The 18,396-nt window shown below is 36.2% G+C and carries 16 protein-coding genes, 1 pseudogene and 2 riboswitches; of the genes and pseudogenes, 11 read left to right on the top strand and 6 right to left on the bottom strand.

Features of this window, described 5'->3' with window-relative positions; all coding sequences use genetic code 11:
• Window positions 1-92 precede the first annotated feature (92 nt).
• Window positions 93-191: riboswitch (SAM riboswitch) on the top strand.
• Between the two features lie 63 nt (window positions 192-254).
• The 8 genes from C1H58_RS09415 to adcA all read left to right on the top strand — a co-directional run bounded on the left by C1H58_RS09415 (window position 255) and on the right by adcA (window position 8,203).
• On the top strand, window positions 255-1,532 hold the full coding sequence (locus C1H58_RS09415) for an O-acetylhomoserine aminocarboxypropyltransferase/cysteine synthase family protein (RefSeq protein WP_165546038.1): 1,278 nt from the start codon (window positions 255-257) through the stop codon (window positions 1,530-1,532).
• 153 nt (window positions 1,533-1,685) lie between these two features.
• Window positions 1,686-1,785: riboswitch (SAM riboswitch) on the top strand.
• A 46-nt stretch (window positions 1,786-1,831) separates the two neighbouring features.
• On the top strand, window positions 1,832-3,211 hold the full coding sequence (locus tag C1H58_RS09410) for an LLM class flavin-dependent oxidoreductase (RefSeq protein ID WP_060829339.1): 1,380 nt from the start codon (window positions 1,832-1,834) through the stop codon (window positions 3,209-3,211).
• A 10-nt stretch (window positions 3,212-3,221) separates the two neighbouring features.
• Complete coding sequence (locus C1H58_RS09405; protein WP_165546037.1) at window positions 3,222-4,718, top strand: sodium:solute symporter family protein; 1,497 nt, start codon at window positions 3,222-3,224, stop codon at window positions 4,716-4,718.
• Window positions 4,718-4,846: a hypothetical protein gene (locus C1H58_RS12490; protein WP_278248197.1), complete on the top strand. Its 129-nt coding sequence runs from the start codon at window positions 4,718-4,720 to the stop codon at window positions 4,844-4,846. Before C1H58_RS09405 ends, C1H58_RS12490 begins: the two co-directional genes overlap by 1 nt.
• Window positions 4,833-5,222, top strand: coding sequence for a tautomerase family protein (locus tag C1H58_RS09400; RefSeq protein WP_050329851.1), 390 nt, complete (start codon window positions 4,833-4,835; stop codon window positions 5,220-5,222). The genes C1H58_RS12490 and C1H58_RS09400 overlap by 14 nt, the downstream gene beginning before the upstream one ends.
• Before the next feature lies 1 nt (window position 5,223).
• On the top strand, window positions 5,224-5,406 hold the full coding sequence (locus C1H58_RS09395; protein ID WP_142380859.1) for a hypothetical protein: 183 nt from the start codon (window positions 5,224-5,226) through the stop codon (window positions 5,404-5,406).
• Between the two features lie 190 nt (window positions 5,407-5,596).
• Window positions 5,597-6,289: a type 1 glutamine amidotransferase domain-containing protein gene (locus C1H58_RS09390; protein WP_165546036.1), complete on the top strand. Its 693-nt coding sequence runs from the start codon at window positions 5,597-5,599 to the stop codon at window positions 6,287-6,289.
• 291 nt (window positions 6,290-6,580) lie between these two features.
• Window positions 6,581-8,203 (top strand): zinc ABC transporter substrate-binding lipoprotein AdcA, encoded by a 1,623-nt coding sequence (adcA, locus tag C1H58_RS09385; protein WP_165546035.1) that lies wholly within the window; start codon window positions 6,581-6,583, stop codon window positions 8,201-8,203.
• Between the two features lie 180 nt (window positions 8,204-8,383).
• Here adcA and C1H58_RS09380 read toward each other — a convergent pair whose 3' ends face one another.
• The gene (locus tag C1H58_RS09380; protein WP_165546034.1) at window positions 8,384-9,280 is read right to left on the bottom strand and encodes a fructose bisphosphate aldolase; all 897 of its coding nucleotides are present in this window, start codon (window positions 9,278-9,280) and stop codon (window positions 8,384-8,386) included.
• A 429-nt stretch (window positions 9,281-9,709) separates the two neighbouring features.
• Between C1H58_RS09380 and C1H58_RS09375 the strand changes: the two genes are divergently transcribed.
• Window positions 9,710-9,856 carry a hypothetical protein gene (locus C1H58_RS09375; RefSeq protein WP_158491199.1) on the top strand — a complete coding sequence of 49 codons (147 nt, stop codon included), beginning with the start codon at window positions 9,710-9,712 and terminating at the stop codon, window positions 9,854-9,856.
• Window positions 9,857-10,196: 340 nt separating this feature from the next.
• Here the strand turns inward: C1H58_RS09375 and C1H58_RS09370 are convergent, their stop codons facing one another.
• On the bottom strand, window positions 10,197-10,874 hold the full coding sequence (locus C1H58_RS09370) for an acetolactate decarboxylase (protein ID WP_165546033.1): 678 nt from the start codon (window positions 10,872-10,874) through the stop codon (window positions 10,197-10,199).
• 508 nt (window positions 10,875-11,382) lie between these two features.
• Window positions 11,383-12,318 (bottom strand): ketopantoate reductase family protein, encoded by a 936-nt coding sequence (locus C1H58_RS09365; protein ID WP_165546032.1) that lies wholly within the window; start codon window positions 12,316-12,318, stop codon window positions 11,383-11,385.
• Between the two features lie 317 nt (window positions 12,319-12,635).
• On the opposite strand from C1H58_RS09365, the gene uhpT reads away from it, so the two are divergent.
• Entirely contained in the window at window positions 12,636-14,015 is a 1,380-nt protein-coding gene (uhpT, locus tag C1H58_RS09360) for a hexose-6-phosphate:phosphate antiporter (RefSeq protein WP_016426018.1), read from the top strand.
• 93 nt (window positions 14,016-14,108) lie between these two features.
• Here the strand turns inward: uhpT and C1H58_RS09355 are convergent, their stop codons facing one another.
• The 3 genes from C1H58_RS09355 to C1H58_RS09345 are packed head-to-tail and all read right to left on the bottom strand — an operon-like array spanning window position 14,109 to window position 17,345.
• A complete protein-coding gene (locus tag C1H58_RS09355; protein ID WP_016426019.1) occupies window positions 14,109-14,846 on the bottom strand; it encodes a response regulator transcription factor in 738 nt (245 codons plus the stop codon).
• Window positions 14,839-16,395 carry a sensor histidine kinase gene (locus C1H58_RS09350; protein WP_165546031.1) on the bottom strand — a complete coding sequence of 519 codons (1,557 nt, stop codon included), beginning with the start codon at window positions 16,393-16,395 and terminating at the stop codon, window positions 14,839-14,841. Before C1H58_RS09350 ends, C1H58_RS09355 begins: the two co-directional genes overlap by 8 nt.
• Window positions 16,392-17,345 (bottom strand): extracellular solute-binding protein, encoded by a 954-nt coding sequence (locus C1H58_RS09345; protein ID WP_165546061.1) that lies wholly within the window; start codon window positions 17,343-17,345, stop codon window positions 16,392-16,394. The genes C1H58_RS09350 and C1H58_RS09345 overlap by 4 nt, the downstream gene beginning before the upstream one ends.
• Window positions 17,346-17,858: 513 nt before the next feature.
• Between C1H58_RS09345 and C1H58_RS09340 the strand changes: the two are divergent.
• Window positions 17,859-18,396, top strand: a pseudogene (locus C1H58_RS09340) (transposase family protein); the annotation flags it as partial.

Raw genomic sequence — 18,396 nt, 5'->3', positions numbered from 1 at the left:
TGGTATCATTAAAAGCCAATAAAACACCCGCACGGTTATTGTATTGGCCGTTCTATTTGCACGATACATCTTGCATTTTAACAATTGAATCATACTTATCAAGATTGGTGGAGGGACAGGCCCTTTGAAACCAGGCAACCTATTCAGTTAGGTGCTAATTCCTGCAGGTGATTTAACCTGAGAGATAAGTCTTCTAGTAAAAGTCTATCTTTATCAGGTAGGCTTTTATTTTTTATTATTAGGGGGAATGTCAAATGACAAGTGATTTTAAATTTGAAACTTTGCAATTGCACTCAGGACAAGAAGTCGACGAAAGTAGCCATTCACGTGCTTTACCGATTTATCAAACGACATCTTTTACTTTTGATGATACGGCACATGCGGCGAATTTATTCGGCTTAGATGAACTTGGGAATATTTACACACGACTGATGAACCCTACCACACATGTGCTTGAAACACGTGTGGCTGAACTTGAAGGGGGTGTGGCTGGTGTAGCAGTTGCTTCAGGTATGGCAGCCATCACGTATGCGATTCAAGCTGTAGCACAGAAGGGTGATCATATTGTAGCAAGTTCCACATTATATGGCGGAACACATACGCTTTTCACACATACGTTACCTAAATATGGGATTGATGTCACATTAGTAGATACGAAAGATGTCAGTAGTATAGAAAATGCGATTCAAGACAATACGAAGGCATTATTTGTAGAAACCATTGGGAACCCAGAAGGCAATGTTGAGGATTTCGATGCACTTGCAGCGATTACAAAAGCTCAAGGTATACCGCTTATTGTTGATAATACATTTGCAACGCCTTATCTTTTACGTCCAATTGAATATGGCGCGAACATTGTTGTTCATTCTGCGACCAAATTTATTGGTGGGCACGGAACATCAATGGGTGGTGTTATTGTTGATGCAGGTAACTTTAATTGGGATAATGGCAAGTTTCCAGGATTAAGTGAACCCGATCCGTCTTATCACGGCTTAGTGTTCAGTGAAAAATTTGGAGAAGCCGCACTTGCTTTTAAAATTCGTACAACAATTTTAAGAGATACAGGGGCAGCGATTTCACCATTCAATGCATTTTTACTAACGCAAGGCTTAGAGACACTTTCATTACGATTAGAACGTCATGTGGAAAATGCTGAAAAAGTTGCACAATATCTTGAAAAGCATGATAAAGTCGCATGGGTTAAATATGCTGGTTTACCTACGAGTGAATATTACGCGTTAAAAGAGAAGTATTTACCAAAAGGTGCAAGTTCCATCTTTACCTTTGGTGTTAAAGGTGGATACGAAGCAGGTAAAAAGTTTATTGAAGGCTTAGAATTATTTTCTTTATTAGCGAATGTAGGAGATGCAAAGTCACTTGTCATTCATCCCGCATCCACGACACATCAACAATTGACGGAAGCAGAACAAACAGCAGCAGGTATTGCCCCGGAGACGATTCGTCTTTCGATAGGACTTGAGCATATCGATGATATTATCGCAGATTTGGAAAAAGGATTTGCCAAAATTTAACTTTTAAGCGTCGCACAAAATGAAAATTCATGATCTGGTAGATTGACATGAGCGCTTTTAAAGCGTAAGCCGCCATGTGAAGGAAGTGATTATTCTACCGGTCAGTGTTTTACCTTTCACTTATTAAAAAGTACCCCATGAGTGTACATCATCGTCTTATCAAGAGAGATGGAGGGACTGGCCCGATGAAATCTCGGCAACAGGATTAATTCACTGTGCCAATTCCAGTAGCACAATTGCTAGAAGATAAGTCAACTACAGCTATGCCTTATCTTCCTATTTCTTAGGAGGTAATGTTCATGACACGAAAACAAATTCATTTTAACGGATTCGTCCAAAACTCTCCCTCTCCCCATGCTTCAGGTTTATGGAAACATCCAAAAGATAAAGGAGCGACACACCACAATTTAAAATATTGGACGGATATTGCTCAAACTTTAGAACGTGGTTTATTTGATGGTATTTTTATTGCTGATGTGTTGGGCACTTATAGTGTTTACAACCAATCTCATGACGCCGCAGTGAAACACGCAGTTCAACTCCCCGCACATGATCCTATTCCGCTCGTTTCTGCCATTGCAGCGGTAACTGAGCATATTGGTATTGCACCTACTGTCTCTACTACCTATGCCCAGCCATATAAGTTGGCACGTCAATTATCTACACTTGATCATCTGACAAATGGCCGATTAGGTTGGAATGTTGTGACGTCTTATTTAGAAAGCGAAGCAGTGAACTTAGGCTTAAAAGAACGCTTGCCTAAAGCATTACGTTACAACCGTGCTGACGAATTTTTGCAAGTGAGCTATCAGCTGTGGGAAGACAGTTGGGAGGACGATGCAGTTGTTAAAGCGCGTGAGACAGATACGTATGCTGATCCTTCTAAAGTTCATGCGATTCATCATAAAGGTACATTTTTCGATATACCCGGCCCGCATCTTGTAGAGCCTTCCCCTCAAAGAACGCCTGTTTTATTTCAAGCAGGTGCTTCCGAAAAAGGCAAAATATTTGCTGCAAAGCATGCAGAGGCTGTGTTTACAAAACACACCTCTATTGAATCGTTACGGGCATATGTCACAGACATTCGGACAAGAGCACAACAATTTGGCCGTGATGGAGAAGATATACTTGTTTTTCCAATGGTTTTACCTATTATCGGTGAAACTGAAGCAGAGGCTTATGAAAAATATGAAGCGCTTCAAAATGAAGTCAGCTATGAAGGTTCAGTCGCATTGTTAAGTGGACATACGGGTATTGATTTTTCTCAATATGATCCAGATGAATATATCGAAAATATCGAGACAGAAGCGATGCAAGGCAATCTCAATTTATATACAAAAGACCCACATCGAAAATGGACATTGCGAGAAGCGGTGAAAAATCACGGACTAGGTAATGGGACGGCTAAATTCATCGGAACACCCACACAAATTGCTGATCAATTGGAGTTATGGGTAAATGAAGGTGGTGCGGACGGTTTTAATATTGCGCAGGCTTATTCACCAGGTACATTTGAAGAATTTGTGGACTTAATCATTCCTGAATTACAAAAAAGAGGCATATATCGTACAGAATATGAAGGTGAAACTTTACGTGAAAATATGTTTGGCAAAGGCCATACGAAAGTGAAACCGACACATCCTGCACGAAATAAAAAAGCCAATTTAGTACAGATATAGGGGGATGATTATGAATGACGTTAAAGTGTATACATGGATAGGTTTTATTGTTTTCATGGCTTTCATGATTACGGTAGGCTTTGTCAGTTCTAGAAAGATGAACAGTATTTCAGATTTTGCGACTGGCTTTGGAAGGATTGGCCCCCGTACGCTAGGATTGTCTTTTGCAGCGACGTATTTAAGTGCTGCAACCTTTCTAGGTTATCCGGGATGGTCGTATGCGTGGGGACTCAATAATTTATGGTTGTTTTTAGCGATGTTTATCGGTGGCCCTACAGGTGTTTTAATGTTCGCTAAAAGAGTCAGATCATTAAATACAACGCAGCAATCCCTCTCGCTACCAGATTGGTTAGGCGATTTTTATGACAGTCCTATTTTACGTGTTGGGACGGCTATGATCTTATTATTTAATATTTTCTATATCGCAAGTCAGCTTGTAGCAGGCGCTTTGATTTTCAAACATTTACTCGGTATGAGTTACTTTTCAAGTTTGATTGTAATCACAGTTATTGTTGTGCTTTATGTTTACGTAGGTGGTGCACTAGCAGATATTTATACCGATGCCATACAAGTCATCATTATGGCAGTAGCTGGCCTTGCCATTTTTATCTCTGGCATTGTGCTATTTTGGAAAGGTAGCATCCATGATACGTTTTCAGGGATTGCACAAAACTTAGATCATCAAAATCATCACTTAGTCCAAATTTTTAATCCTGAATCCGTTCACTTTCATTCTTTTACAATGATTATCGGTGCGATTATTATTCAATGGGCTTTTGCGTCAGCGCCGCACTTGTTTAATAAAATTTTAGGTCTAAAAAGTGAAAAAGATTTAGGGCGCATGATTCGTACTTATATCATTGTAATGGCTTTATGTTTACTTGTACTTTTTGGCGGTATTTATAGTCGCGTAGCATTGGGTGGGCAAGTCGCAAGTTCAGATTTAGCCTTACTACAATATATAGAGTGGGCGTTTCCTGCTGCGATTGTTGCTTTATTCGGTGTCGTTATATTAGCAGCGGCTATGTCAACGACAGATGGCTTGTTTGTGTCTATTTCTACAGTGTTCGCGAATGATTTATTTTTAAAACTGATTGTCAAACAGAAGTGGGTGAATCTTGAAACAGAGAAAGCCAATCGAATTGCTTTTCGTATTAGTCGTGCTTCTGTACCGATTGTAGGGCTTTTATCGTTTTTATTAGTTTTGAAACCACCGCTCTATATGAGTGACCTCATGTGGATTGGGATTTCCGGTATTGCAGCCGGTACAATGGGTCCTATTTTACATGCGGTATATGCGAAACGAAAAGCACCTGCCCGTGCAGCAGAACTTTCGATGGTCGTTGGTTTAATATCCTATCTTGTCATTTATTTTGGCGGTGTGATTCCAAGTACAATGTCTGCCGGTGCTGTTGCCACTATTTTGGGCATACTGACGATCACTGTAACTTCCTCTGTCATGCATTATCGAGCGCGCCAACTCTCTGTGGATAAGGGGGAAGCATAATGTTTGTAAATGAAATGTTATCCATCTGGCTTTATGGTTTTATAGGAACATTTGTTGGTCTACTTCTCGCATTAAAATGGGGTTACTCAAATCTTGATGAAAAGGGGAATGATAGTGCCAATCATTAAAATAGATCTAATTAAAGGGAAAGATGAAGCTTACATTAAGGAAGTTTTAGATATCTCATATGAAGTGATGCTAGAAGCCTTTCATGCACCGGTGGGGGACCGCTATCAAATCGTGACGCAACACGAAGCGTATGAGATGCAAATTTTAGATACAGGTTTAGGCGTAGAACGGACGAAGGATGTGTTAGTTTTTACGCTTATCACGCGTCCAAGAACGGAAGAACAAAAAACGATTTTTTATCGCAAGTTGGTAGAAACATTACATCAAAAATTAGGTATTCGAAAAGAAGATGTACTGATTAGCCTTGTAGAAAATACAGATGCGAATTGGAGCTTTTTCAATGGGGAGGCGCAATTCTTGAATGGAGATTTATAATATGACAACAAAAACATCACCTAAAATCTCTCTGCTCTCTTTAGCTGTATTGATTGAAAAAAGAGCGGAGTGGGAAGCATATGAACCGGTCAATACTGCAGCTTATATGATTAAGCAAGAAAAACTAGCAGCTTACAACCAAGCAATCGCTAAATGCCAAAAAGCACATCCAGACAACACATAGCGATGAACGGTAAAATCTGATAATTAGAAAAAGATTTTGCCGTTCTTTTTTTGTGCTAAACAATGATTTATTGCGCTTATCACTGTCGGAAGGCGTTCTAATACCAAATAGCGCAATTGTTAAGCAACTCATTAAGTGTATCGAGAAATGTTCGTTATAATGGTGAAAAAAGACGAAAGATGTGTTCAAAATGAAAAAGATAATGATTGTAAATACGAGTTATGATCAATTTGATGGCTTTGATTTACCAACAGGATTATGGTTGAGCGAACTGGTGCATTTTTATGATGTATTCCAAAATAATCCGAATTATCAATTGGATATATACAATATCAATGGAGGCGAAACGCCACTAGATCCCGTGAGTATGAATAAAGTGACGTTAGATCGTTTGACTAAACAATATTATGAAGATGAAAGTTTTATGCAAAAACTGCATCATTCGCCTTCCCTCGATGAAGCTGATGTTACACAGTATGATGCGATTTATTTTACCGGTGGTCATGGTGTGATGTATGATTTCCGAGGACATGATACGATTGCCCATGCAGTAAACGACATTTATGATCGTGGAGGTGTTATTTCTTCAGTTTGTCACGGTGCGAGTGCGTTACTTGAAGTTAAACGTCCGAACAATCATTTTCTTATAGAAGGGCAACGGTTGACAGGTTTTTCAAATCGAGAAGAAGGTTTAGCACGCCGCAAAAAACAAGTGCCGTATCAGTTAGAAACCGCATTAAAAGAAAAAGGCGCAGTTTATCAAAAAAGCTTAATACCATTAAAAAGTTTTGTCGTTGAAGCGGAACAATTAATTACAGGACAAAATCCAGCTTCAGCACGAGCTGTAGGGGAAGCGGTCAAACTCAGACTCGATGCAAAATGAAAGCAAGATAGAGAGAATCAGACACAAAGTGTAAGGTGAATAGAGTAGAGGCGGTACAGACCATCAAATTGATTTCTGTTCCGTCTCTTTTTTTATGATTTTGTCAAAATAGCAAGGTTATCCTTTACAGTAATGATAAAAGTGAAGAATTTAGGTGCATTAAAAGTAACAGATTTTGCAATTTGTCATTTTTAGAAAATAATGATTTTAAAAATGCATATTGCGCTTATGAAATGTTTAGCGTATAATTTTAAATCGAAATCATTACTATTTTTAGGAGGAGACCACATCATGAAAAAAAGTTTCAAGTTATTAGCGACAGTGGTATTGTCGGGTTCCGTGTTAGCGGCTTGTGGTCAAGGTGACGATAAAGCATCATCAAACGACCAATTAAAAGTAACAACAACGGTTTTCCCATTGCAATCGTTTGTTAAGCAAATTGGTGGTAAACATGTACAAGTAGATTCTATTTATCCGAAAGGGACGGATTTACATAGCTTTGAACCATCACAAAAAGATATTATAGATGCAAGTAAATCGGATCTATTTATTTATACGGGCGATAATTTAGATCCAGTTTCTAAAAAAATAGCTGGGGCAATTAAAAAAGATGATCACAAACTTTCATTAGAGGGTCATTTAGACAGAGCAACTTTATTAACGGATCAACATGAACACGGGGAACATGATGAGCATGAGCATGGTGATCACGATGAACATGGTGAAGAAGGACACGACCATGAGCATGGCGAAGAAGCACATGAACATGAAGGACATGATCATGAACATGGTGAAGAACATCATCATCATCATGGTGGCTATGACCCACACGTATGGTTAGATCCACAATTAGATAAAAAATTCGTATCTGCAATTCGTGATGATTTAGTAAAACGCGATCCAGATCATAAAGATGAATATAAGAAAAATGCAGATAAATTATTAAAAGATTTAGATGGCATTGATCAAGATATGAAAGATATTACAAAAGACCGTCAAGGTAATGCGGTATTCATTTCACATGAATCTTTAGGCTATTTAGCTGACCGTTACGGTTTTGTACAAAAAGGGGTTGAAGGTTTAAATGCGGAAGACCCATCACAAAAAGAATTAACTGAAATCGTTGATGAAATTAATGATACAGGTGCGAAATACATTCTTTATGAAGAAAATATTTCACATAAAGTGACAGATACAATTCGCAAAGAAACAAATGCGAAAACGTTGAAATTCAACAACATGGAAGCTGTTACAGATGATCAATCGAAAGATGCGACATATCAATCATTAATGAAAGAAAACGTGAAAAACCTTGAAAAAGCATTGAATGAAAAAATTAAAGTTAAAGATGATAAAGCAGCAAATAAACATACAAAAGCAATCCAAGATGGTTACTTCAAAGATAGCCAAGTGAAAGACCGCGAACTTTCTGATTATGCAGGTAACTGGCAATCTGTTTATCCTTTATTAAAAGATGGTACTTTAGATGAAGTCTTCAAACATAAAGCTGAAGATAAAGGCGATAAATCCGCGAAAGAATACAAATCGTATTATGAAAAAGGTTATAAAACAGATATAGAAAAAATCAAAATCTCAGGTGACCAAATCACCTTCACTAAAAATGGTAAGTCAATGACTGGCACATACCGTTATGATGGTAAAGACATTTTAGATTACAAAGGCGGCAACCGTGGTGTTCGTTATACTTTCAAACTTGAAGGTGAAGCGTCTAAAGACTTACCAAAATATGTACAATTTAGCGACCATAATATTGCACCTAAAAAATCTGAACACTTCCATATTTTCATGGGCAATGATCGTGATAAAGTCTTAAAAGAGCTAGATAACTGGCCAACATATTATCCAGCTAACTTGTCAAAAGAAGAAGTAAAAGATGAAATGTTAGAACACTAAAAGAGTCGTTCGAACATACAACGCCTATCAGAGCGCACATTTAAATCGTGCCCTTCTGATAGGCGTTTTTTCTTGATATAAAAAAAGTGGAAACACAATTGATTTGAAAAATTGTGTTTCCACACGATTTGCATTCATAGATTGAATGCGATTCGGTTTGCTTTTCTTAACGTTTTATTATTACGCTTGAACTTTGTTAACTGAAGCGTCGTAAATTGAATCGATTGTTTGGCCTAATAAGCGATCAAACTCTTCGTCAGATTGGCTTACACGTAAATCGTTAATTAATGCACGAGAGAAGCTCGCAATTAAACCGTTATTTGTTTTTAAGAATTCATTTGCTTTTTCAAGGCTGTAGCCTCCTGATAAAGCAACCACACGTACAACGTTAGGGTGGTTAATTAATGATTCATATTGGTTTGCACGTGTTGGAATTGTTAATTTTAACATCACGTAATCATCTGAAGCTAAATCATCTAAATGTTTTTGAATTAATTCTGTTAAGTAAGCTTCGATTTCAGCTTTGTTTTCTGCATCGATGTTCACTTCAGGTTCGATAATAGGTACAAGACCTTTATTGATAATTTGTTGTGCAACTTCAAATTGTTGCTTAATCACTGCGTCGATGCCTTCTTTGTTGAATTCTAAGATGTTTGAACGCATTTTTGTACCAAAGATTTTATGATCGTTTGCACGATCTAATAATTGATCAAGTTCAGGCATAGGTTTCATTAATTGAACACCATTTTCAACTTCTGCTAAACCTTTGTCAATTTTAAGGAATGGTACAATGCCTTTGTCAGCAAGGTAGTCACCCGTATGTTTACCTTCAACTTCACGGTCCATTGTTTGTTCGAATAAGATTGCACCAATTACTTTATCTGAAGTAAATGATGGTGATGTTACGATACGTGTACGCATCTCGTGAACCAATTTAAACATTTCGTCATCATTGTTATATTGGTCTTCTCCAACACCATAACCGCGTAATGCTTTAGGGGTACTACCACCGCTTTGGTCTAGTGCTGCAATAAAACCTTTACCATTCTTCATTTTTTCTAGTTGTTGTTGATTCATACTTCCTTTCACTCCTCGTAACGATATAATTACACCCTTAGTATGACGAATTTATTAAATAGTTTCAAATAAAAAGATAGTGGTAATCATTTAAAAATATCTCAAAAATCGAGGCAATTCAGTAATATTAAGGATTTGTAGATCTTTATTTTTAGGTGAGGCTAAAAATTTCTAAATACCACCTATGTAACAAATGTATAAAAAAGTATAAAATGATGTTCTCTAAAATATAAGGTTAAGTCTTATATTAATAAAGCGTGTAAACGAAAGTGTATTAAAAAATATGTTTTTATATTAAATATTTAATTATGAAATTATTTAGCAGATTTTAAGTTAAAAGGCAAAATGGAACAAATCAAAAGCATCTGCTTGATATATTATTAATATGTGGTATAATAATTATACTTAAAAGTGAAAGAGGTGATATGAATGAGTAAATTGGTAAAAGGTTTAATGTCAACTGCTGCAGTAGCTGTTCTTTTATCAGCTGTTGGTAGCACATCTGATGCACACGCACTTACTCAAAAAGAATATCAACGCTTAGCATCACAATACGCAAACTATTCAAACAATTAATGCGTTCAATACCGATTCGTTTTTGAGTTTTCCCAGTAGTAATCATGGGAGGCACTTTCGCTGAATACAGATTGATGTATTTAGTGGGAGTGCTTTTTATTTTAATTTCTATATAAAGGGAGCGCATAGGCCAAAAGTCATACTGCTAATAATTGTTAGTAACAGTATGACTTTTCTTTTAAAAGGCGGTCATTGACATTAAAATTCTTGAGCAAGTACCTCATCAAACGATATTTAATGGGTGAGTATTTTCAATTTTATAATCTGATTATGTACTCGCTATTTTCCAATATGTCCTTGCTTCACTTACGTTCCACAAATCATCAATAGAAAATATACGCTATAATGACAAATGCCTAATAAACAATGGCTCAGCAGCAGGACAGATCATTGTATATCCATCCAAATTTTGAAGTTGGGCTACAGCATTTGAAACTTTAAAGCTAAGGACCTTGCCTACAAGTTCATGATATTCCGAAACGAAATAGGCACTGAAACCCGGTGGATGAATACCAGTAAAATCATGAGGTGTATAAAGAATCAAAATTGTACCTTTAATTTGTCGCACTGCACGTTCAGTTTGAGGTATATGAAAGGGGCGCTTGAGCGTGTGAGGTGAATGATTTTTAGAATAAACACTTAAGTGAATATAATTAAAATCGCCTGTGAGTTTAGTCATTGAGAAAAGCTGTGTGTTTATGAGCCTTTCCTTGATATGTTGAAAAATATCAACATGTTCCACTTGTTTAACTACGAAGTCGTGCTGGGGTCTAAATTGAACAACAGCGCCATACGGCACTTTCTCTTGACCATTTAATCCGTGATGTTCTCCATATTGATTCATATGAACGGGTTGCCCATCAATAATTACAAAATCACCATCAGTATGGTTCAATGTACCAAATCCATAATCACCGTAACGTAATAACTCAGCGATTGTCACTTCGCTTTCATGATGTCCCTCTAGTAAGGTTTTAATCGTGCCCACTTGATGTATGTAGTGACGATATTCTTTCATTTAAATCAACCCCTTTGAAGTTGGCGTCCAAAACGCTAAAGATGTAATCATTTTGATCGAATGTGCTTAGTGGTATTCATTTATCTTCAAAAACAGCAAAGCAAAATGAAAATAAAATAGAGTTATAAATAAACATTATTGCTTGCTATATAAAATTATAGAGTGGCTTCGTTAAAAAAGTAATATAATTATGTAAAAACCTTTATCTTAATGTATTGTGTTCATATGAATTATGCATACAATTTAAGTATATATGTAAAAATATGATATGAATATGTCTTTTTTAATAAGGATGAAGACAGTGTGAAAAAATGAAAGTGTTACATTTTTTAAAGTATAATAGTGAGTGATGACATGTATAAACGAAGTCATATCATAAAAAGAAAGCGCTAGGACGATTTTCTATTAAAAATCATCTTAGCGCTATTTATTTTGGGATATACATCCTGGCCTCTTAAGTTAATGCGTGTAATATGATGCAACTGTTAAATCATTAAGACATCAGTATTTATTGAACCCATTTCGTTTCTAATTGATGGATTAAGTGAGTCAATATATCATTATTCGGTGTTGGAATACCTAATTCACGACCATATTGACTGATTTGTCCGTTAAGATAATCGACTTCAGTATAGCGACGATTATATAAGTCTTGATGCATTGAAGGATAATGGAGACCTTGTGTTTCTTTTGGATAAGAGTCTTCAATTTTTTGTAAGAGTACTTGTGCGTCTAATTCAACGCCACGGCCATGAGCCACAGCAACAATCTCATCAATAATGGGTTGAATCATGTCACGTGAATGAACATAACTGCCAAATTCATAAATGGTTTTGTTTAGGATAGTGCACAATGGATTTACAACACTGTTGACAGTCGCTTTACTCCAAATAGATTTGAACACATTATCACTGATTGTAGCGTTAAGTTTTGCATCATTGAAAATTCGATGAATCACTTCTGTACGGTGATCAGCTTGGCCATCTGCACGTTGAAACTCAATACTCCCTGTGCCTTCTAATAATAATTTTCCAGGACCGCGCATGCCAGCAGTCCACATGGTAACGGCAAGGAAAATTTGAGTTTGTGGCACAATTTTAGAAAATCGTTCATCATGTCCAAGACCGTTCATCATAGTAAGTAAAGCAGTATCAGGGTGAAGGGCATTTCGATCGTATAACGTTTGAAGCATTTCTTCTGATTTCATAGATTTCGTTAAGATAATGATTAAGTCATATGCCTCATTTACATTTTGAGGTAATAGTGCAGGAATTTGAATCGTATAGGTATCTGTTTCTGTTTCGATTTCAAGGCCGTGTTCATTTATTTGATTCACATGTTCTTCCCATGTATCAATCAGTGTCACATCGTATCCAGCCTTCTTAATTTGACTCCCAATCCGACCGCCCATTGCACCTGCACCTGCGATAGCAATTTTATTCATAATGACTCCCCCTTGTAAGCGTTTAATTTATAAATAAGTGTAAAATTCAAGTGAAACGATGTCAATTATCTTTCTATAAAAATTACTTAAAAATTTAATAGTAAACTTCTTATTTCGTGCAAGGATAAATTAACGTGCTAATAATACAAAATTGAATAAACTAGATGATACTTAATTTTAATTGTCTTAAATAAAATCCTTTTCCAAATATTAAAGTCTTTAGTTCAGTTTTTGGGATAAAACGATAATTTCTAGGATATTAAGCGCTTTCAGTTGGTGCTATAGTGAACTTAAAGTGAACACAAGAGGTGAAGGGCATGAACTTTTTTGATATTAAAAAGATTCCAAACAAAGGCATACCGTTATCGATGCAACGAAAATTATGGTTACGTAACTTTTTACAAGCCTTTTTCGTCGTATTTCTCGCATATATGGCCATGTACTTAATTCGAAACAATTTTAAAGCAGCTCAACCTTTATTAAAAGAAGAAATCGGGTTGTCTACATTAGAATTAGGTTATATTGGGTTAGCATTTAGTATTACTTATGGCCTAGGGAAAACACTATTAGGTTACTTTGTTGATGGACGTAACACGAAAAAAATTATTTCATTTTTATTAATTCTTTCCGCGATAACTGTATTAATTATGGGCTTCGTGTTAAGTTATTTTGGTTCTGTTTTAGGTTTATTTATTGTACTTTGGGGACTCAACGGTATTTTTCAATCCGTCGGTGGACCTGCAAGTTACTCAACGATTTCTAGATGGGCACCGCGAACTAAACGAGGGCGTTATCTCGGCTTTTGGAATACGTCACATAATATCGGTGGTGCAATAGCAGGGGCGCTTGCACTATGGGGCGCAAATATGTTTTTCCATGGTAGCGTTGTAGGTATGTTTATTTTCCCAGCTGTTATAGCGTTAATTATCGGTGTTGTCACATTATTTATCGGTAAAGATGATCCAGAAGAATTAGGATGGAATCGTGCAGAAGAAATTTGGGAAGAACCTGTAGATCAAGAAAATATTGATGCACAAAGTATGACAAAATGGGAAATTTTCAAAAAGTATATCTTGAAAAATCCGGTTATCTGGATTTTATGTGTATCTAATGTGTTTGTGTACATTGTGCGGATTGGTATTGATAACTGGGCACCACTTTATGTTTCTGAACAATTGCATTTTGGAAAAGAAGACGCAGTTAACACAATATTCTATTTTGAAATGGGTGCGCTTGTCGCAAGTTTATTATGGGGATACATCTCTGACTTGTTAAAAGGTCGTCGTGCTATCGTCGCGATTGGCTGTATGTTCTTAATTACGTTCGTGGTCTTATTCTATACGAATGCAACAAGTGTAACGATGGTTAACGTGTCACTCTTTGCATTAGGCGCATTGATTTTCGGTCCACAATTGTTAATTGGTGTATCGTTAACAGGATTTGTCCCTAAAAATGCGATTAGTGTAGCAAATGGAATGACGGGATCCTTTGCATATTTATTTGGCGATTCTATGGCTAAAGTAGGTTTAGCTGCCATTGCTGACCCGGAAAGAAACGGTTTAAATGTCTTTGGTTATACGTTAAGTGGATGGACAGACGTATTTATCGTTTTCTACGCTGCGTTATTTATTGGTATTATACTCCTTGGTATTGTCGCATATTTTGAAGAAAAGAAAATTAGAAGCTTACATTTATAAATGAAATTAATAGAGGCAACTCGATCACAAAAGAAGCTAAATTTGGCTTTCTACACATCGAGTTGCCTTTTATTTTTTGATAAACGAATACTTTTACTGTTGTTTCGCGTATTCGCTGGGTGTCATATTTAAATACTTTTTAAAGTGATAACTGAATGTTTTATACTCTGAAAAACCAACTTTGTCTGCAATTTCATAATGTTTATTTTGGCTTTGTAATAATGAAAGTGATTGATAAATTCGGTATCGATTTAAATAATCCAGAATTGTAATACCCACATGCTCTTTAAATGTACGCATCAAATAAGATTCGCTTACAGGTAAGGGAGCGATTAGATCAGAAACGTGACATTTTTGATGAAAACGCTGCTGTATTTGTTGAATCATCACATTAACATAATAATCACCATATTCAACTTTCATCAACGGTTGAAAAACTTCTAATTGTGCAGCAGGGTGTACAGGTTGGAATGCTGTTGCCCATTGCGCTAATAATTGGGTTAATTGTGAAGTGTCAATAGGCTTCAATAGATAATCTAAGACATGGTGCTGAATGCCAGCTTTCATATATTCAAAATCATCATAACTAGATAAAATAATCTTCTTACAATCATAATCTTTAATCGCATCTAACAATTTTACACCGTCCATGCGCGGCATCCGAATGTCGGTAATCACTAATTCTGGTTGATATTCACGAATCAGTGATAACCCTTCGATGCCATCTTTTGCTAGTAATACATGTGAAAAATGATATTCATTCCACGGAATGGCTTGTTTCAGCCCTTCTCTTATGATTCTTTCGTCGTCACAAATCACGACTTTATACATGAGATATCGCCTCCCTTGGTAGTTGATAAGCGATGAGGGTGCCTTGATAAGGTGTTGAAAAAATACGTAATCGCGCTTGTTCTCCGTAACGAATACGTGCTTTGTGATTTAGATGATTTAAGCCCAAATGTTCAGTATCAAACACGCTTTCATTCAGTGAATGTCTTACCTCTTTGCATTTTTCTTTAGACATCCCTTGTCCATTATCTGAAACAAAGACACGAAGTGCGTGTTTGTTTTCAGTGATGCGAATACGTATCAAAAGTTTGTCATCCGTACGGCCATGTTTGATGGCATTTTCAACTAAAGGCTGAATCATCATTTTACCGATTTGTGCTGTATATAAATCACTTTGAATTTCAAATTCTAAGTTAATCAAATGATCAAATCGCACATTCTGAATTGCGACGTATTGTTGAATATAATCAAGTTCATCTTTGATTTGGACGTAATCAGATTTTACGCGTAACGTATAACGAAGCATTTGCGATAATTGTTGCACCACTTGTTGAGCGAGTTGAGGGGATAGAGTAATCAAATATTGAATTGTTTGCATCGTATTGAACAGAAAATGCGGTTGGAACTGGCGCTCTATTTCTTTTAATTGTATTTCACGTAAACGTTGTTCCGTATTTTCGATAGAGCGTATCAATTTTTCATTCGATTCAAACAAATCATAAATATAGGTATTGATTTCTTCGAGTTCACTCGGCTGTGCTAATGGTTGATAGCGACCGAGATGACGATTTTTCGCATAGTAAATCCGTTGAATAATTGCTTCAATATCTTGAGTTTGTCTTTTCGCCATGTTATGTGCATTAAACAGACCAAATAAAATGAATAAAATCAACACAAGTCCCATAATAATGAGCAGTATGATTCCATCCTCTAAGGTGTCATGTATGTTTTTAAATTGAATCAATCGATCGCCATTTTGATTGATTTTGACTACATCCGATATAAAACCAAATTGAGGAGGTTGCCATTTATCATCGAGACGAAAGTGTTCAGAGTTTGTAAATAAAATGTTATCAAAACGATCAACGATGACTGTAGATTGGCCAGAGTCTTTTAAAATTTCATCGATACGTGGCGTTTGTGCTAAATATATTTGGATAGATGCAGGACCATTTTTAAATGTAACGTTATGTGTGTTAAGCAGATAAAGTGTATTGAGTCGTTGGTCTTCATAATTGTTTGTCGTTACTTGTTTATGATGTTGTGTCACAACAAAATACAATGTTCCGGATTGTTCATGAATCATTTTAAATAATATACGGTTCAATTTCGTCAAATCTTGTGGGTCGCTCGTGTTGAGTTCTTTAAATGTGGTCTTCAATTTTGAAATATCTGATTCTGTCTGTTGTGATGCTTGAACAATGGCGTGTTGTGTTTGATTAACGTGCTGTTGTACCGTACGATGCTCCACCCAAATATAGAGCGTATAGAAACTGATGATGCCAATGAGCATTACTAAAAAGACAGGCATGACCGTTGAGAGAAAGAAAGAGCGACGTAATTGTTGACGGTAAGGTTTGTAAGTTTTCATTTTAAACGCTCCAAAAAAGCTTGATGTGTGTCATGAGGCAATTCGTATTCAGAAATAGCAGGGATGTCTTTAAGTTTTAATGTGCCTGTTTCTGAAACTTCTGCCACGTCTTTACGAATCGGTTTGACACCAAATTCTTGCGCTAAACGGGTTTGAACTGCACGACCAGTTAAATATTTGACGAGTGCTTCTCTTTTTGAATTTGGATGTGCATTATGAACGAGTGCGATGCCATCTATATTAATCACAGTCCCCTCAGTAGGGTAGACTAATTTTAATGGATAACCTTTTTTCATCCATCTTCGAGCATCGAGTTCATAGCTTAAGCCTGCATAATAACGGCCCTTTGCGACCTGTTCTACGACTTGAGAAGACTTTTCCAATTGCACGGCATGGTGCTGAAACTGCTTAATTGTTTGCGTATTATGATGTAAGTGATATAAAGCGCGCATATGTTGGTAACCTGTCGTAGTGGTGTAAGGGTTAGAATAAGCAACACGTGCATTTAGTGGAGGTTGCAATAAATCTTCATAACCTCTGACCGGAATGGACCCTATTAAATCTTTATTGACAACAATCACTGTAGGCATCAACATAAAAGGCGTAACTAAATGATTTTTGGATTCAAAATCATGAAATTTGTCTACATCAGATACTCGGTAGGGGACAAAATCATCTGAATGATCAATGGTTTCGCTTAATACGCCACCCACAAACACATCACCTCGCGCTTCTAACGGAGTTCGATGAATATCTGAAAGTAATACTTGTGTTGAACCTTCAATAAGATTTACTTTCACATCGTACTGCTGTTCAAAATCTTTCAAAAGTGGCCGAATTAATTCTTGTGGGTAGGGTGAATAAACAGTGAGTGCATCTTGAGATCGTGAAGTGTCCTGTTGACAACCAAAAAGTAAAAGCAACGCAAAGCAACATAGCCATTTTTTCATCATGAGAGGTTCTTCCTTATATATGTATTAAAACTATTTTAACAATTTTTATTAAGATTGTAGAGCATTATGTTGAATGCATATGATTAAATAACCATATGATTTGATTGTTTTAAAGGATAATGTTGTAATTAAAATAATTCGTTTTAATTTGACTTTATAGAAAAGAGGTGCAAAATATGTCTGAAAAACAAACAGGTTCGATTACAGGTCGTGTCACTGATAATACAAAAAGTACAATTAAAGGCACAGTAAAGGATGAAACTAAAAAATAGAGTTTTAACAAAAGTATTGAGCTGAAAGTTTTATTTGGGCAATGTTCTTTTACCAAAATTACTACGCCATATTATCCCATTTTATAATAAAACAATTTTATCTAAAATTAATGGTTATATATTTTTAACGGTTGGTGAAATAGTCACTGACCGTTATTTTAATTTTTGATATTAAAAAAGCACAAATATCTCTATAATTGTAAGTGACCAAACCAACGATTAAGGAGATATTGTGCCTATGTGTAATGATATATCAGAAATGCTTGGAATTAAAGTCAAAAATTTAAAAATCACTCAAAATCTAGGATTACATGTACATAAAAACGTAAAGGCATTATTATACGAAGGCCAATTGACATATCATCCCAGTGCTTGTTCGTGTTGTGGAATTAAAAATGATGCCCATTTAATTATTAAACATGGCTTTCGTAAAACGAAAGTTTATATGGGATTAATTTTTGAAAGACCTGCCTATTTAAAATTGAAGAAGCAGCGCTTTTACTGTAAAGCTTGCCAACAAACCTTTACAGCTCAAACACCCTATATTCAGCCCCGATGTACGATCTCAAATGAGGTCAAACGCATGATGACGCGGAAACTATCTAAAGTCATCTCAGAAAAGGATGTCGCTGAAAGTCTGTGTGTATCACCTTCAACTGTCCATCGCCATTTCGGTGAAAACACAGGCACATCATGTTTTACCTGAGCACTTAGCTTTTGACGAATTCAAATCAACGAAAGATGTCGAAGGTGAGATGAAAGGGAGGGAAGGGGAT

Origin of the sequence: Staphylococcus sp. 191 (genome assembly GCF_011174885.1) — a bacterium.
Lineage (GTDB): Bacteria > Bacillota > Bacilli > Staphylococcales > Staphylococcaceae > Staphylococcus > Staphylococcus coagulans.
The sequence above is the reverse complement of the archived record's forward strand: the minus strand, read 5'-3'. Positions and strand labels throughout refer to the sequence as shown.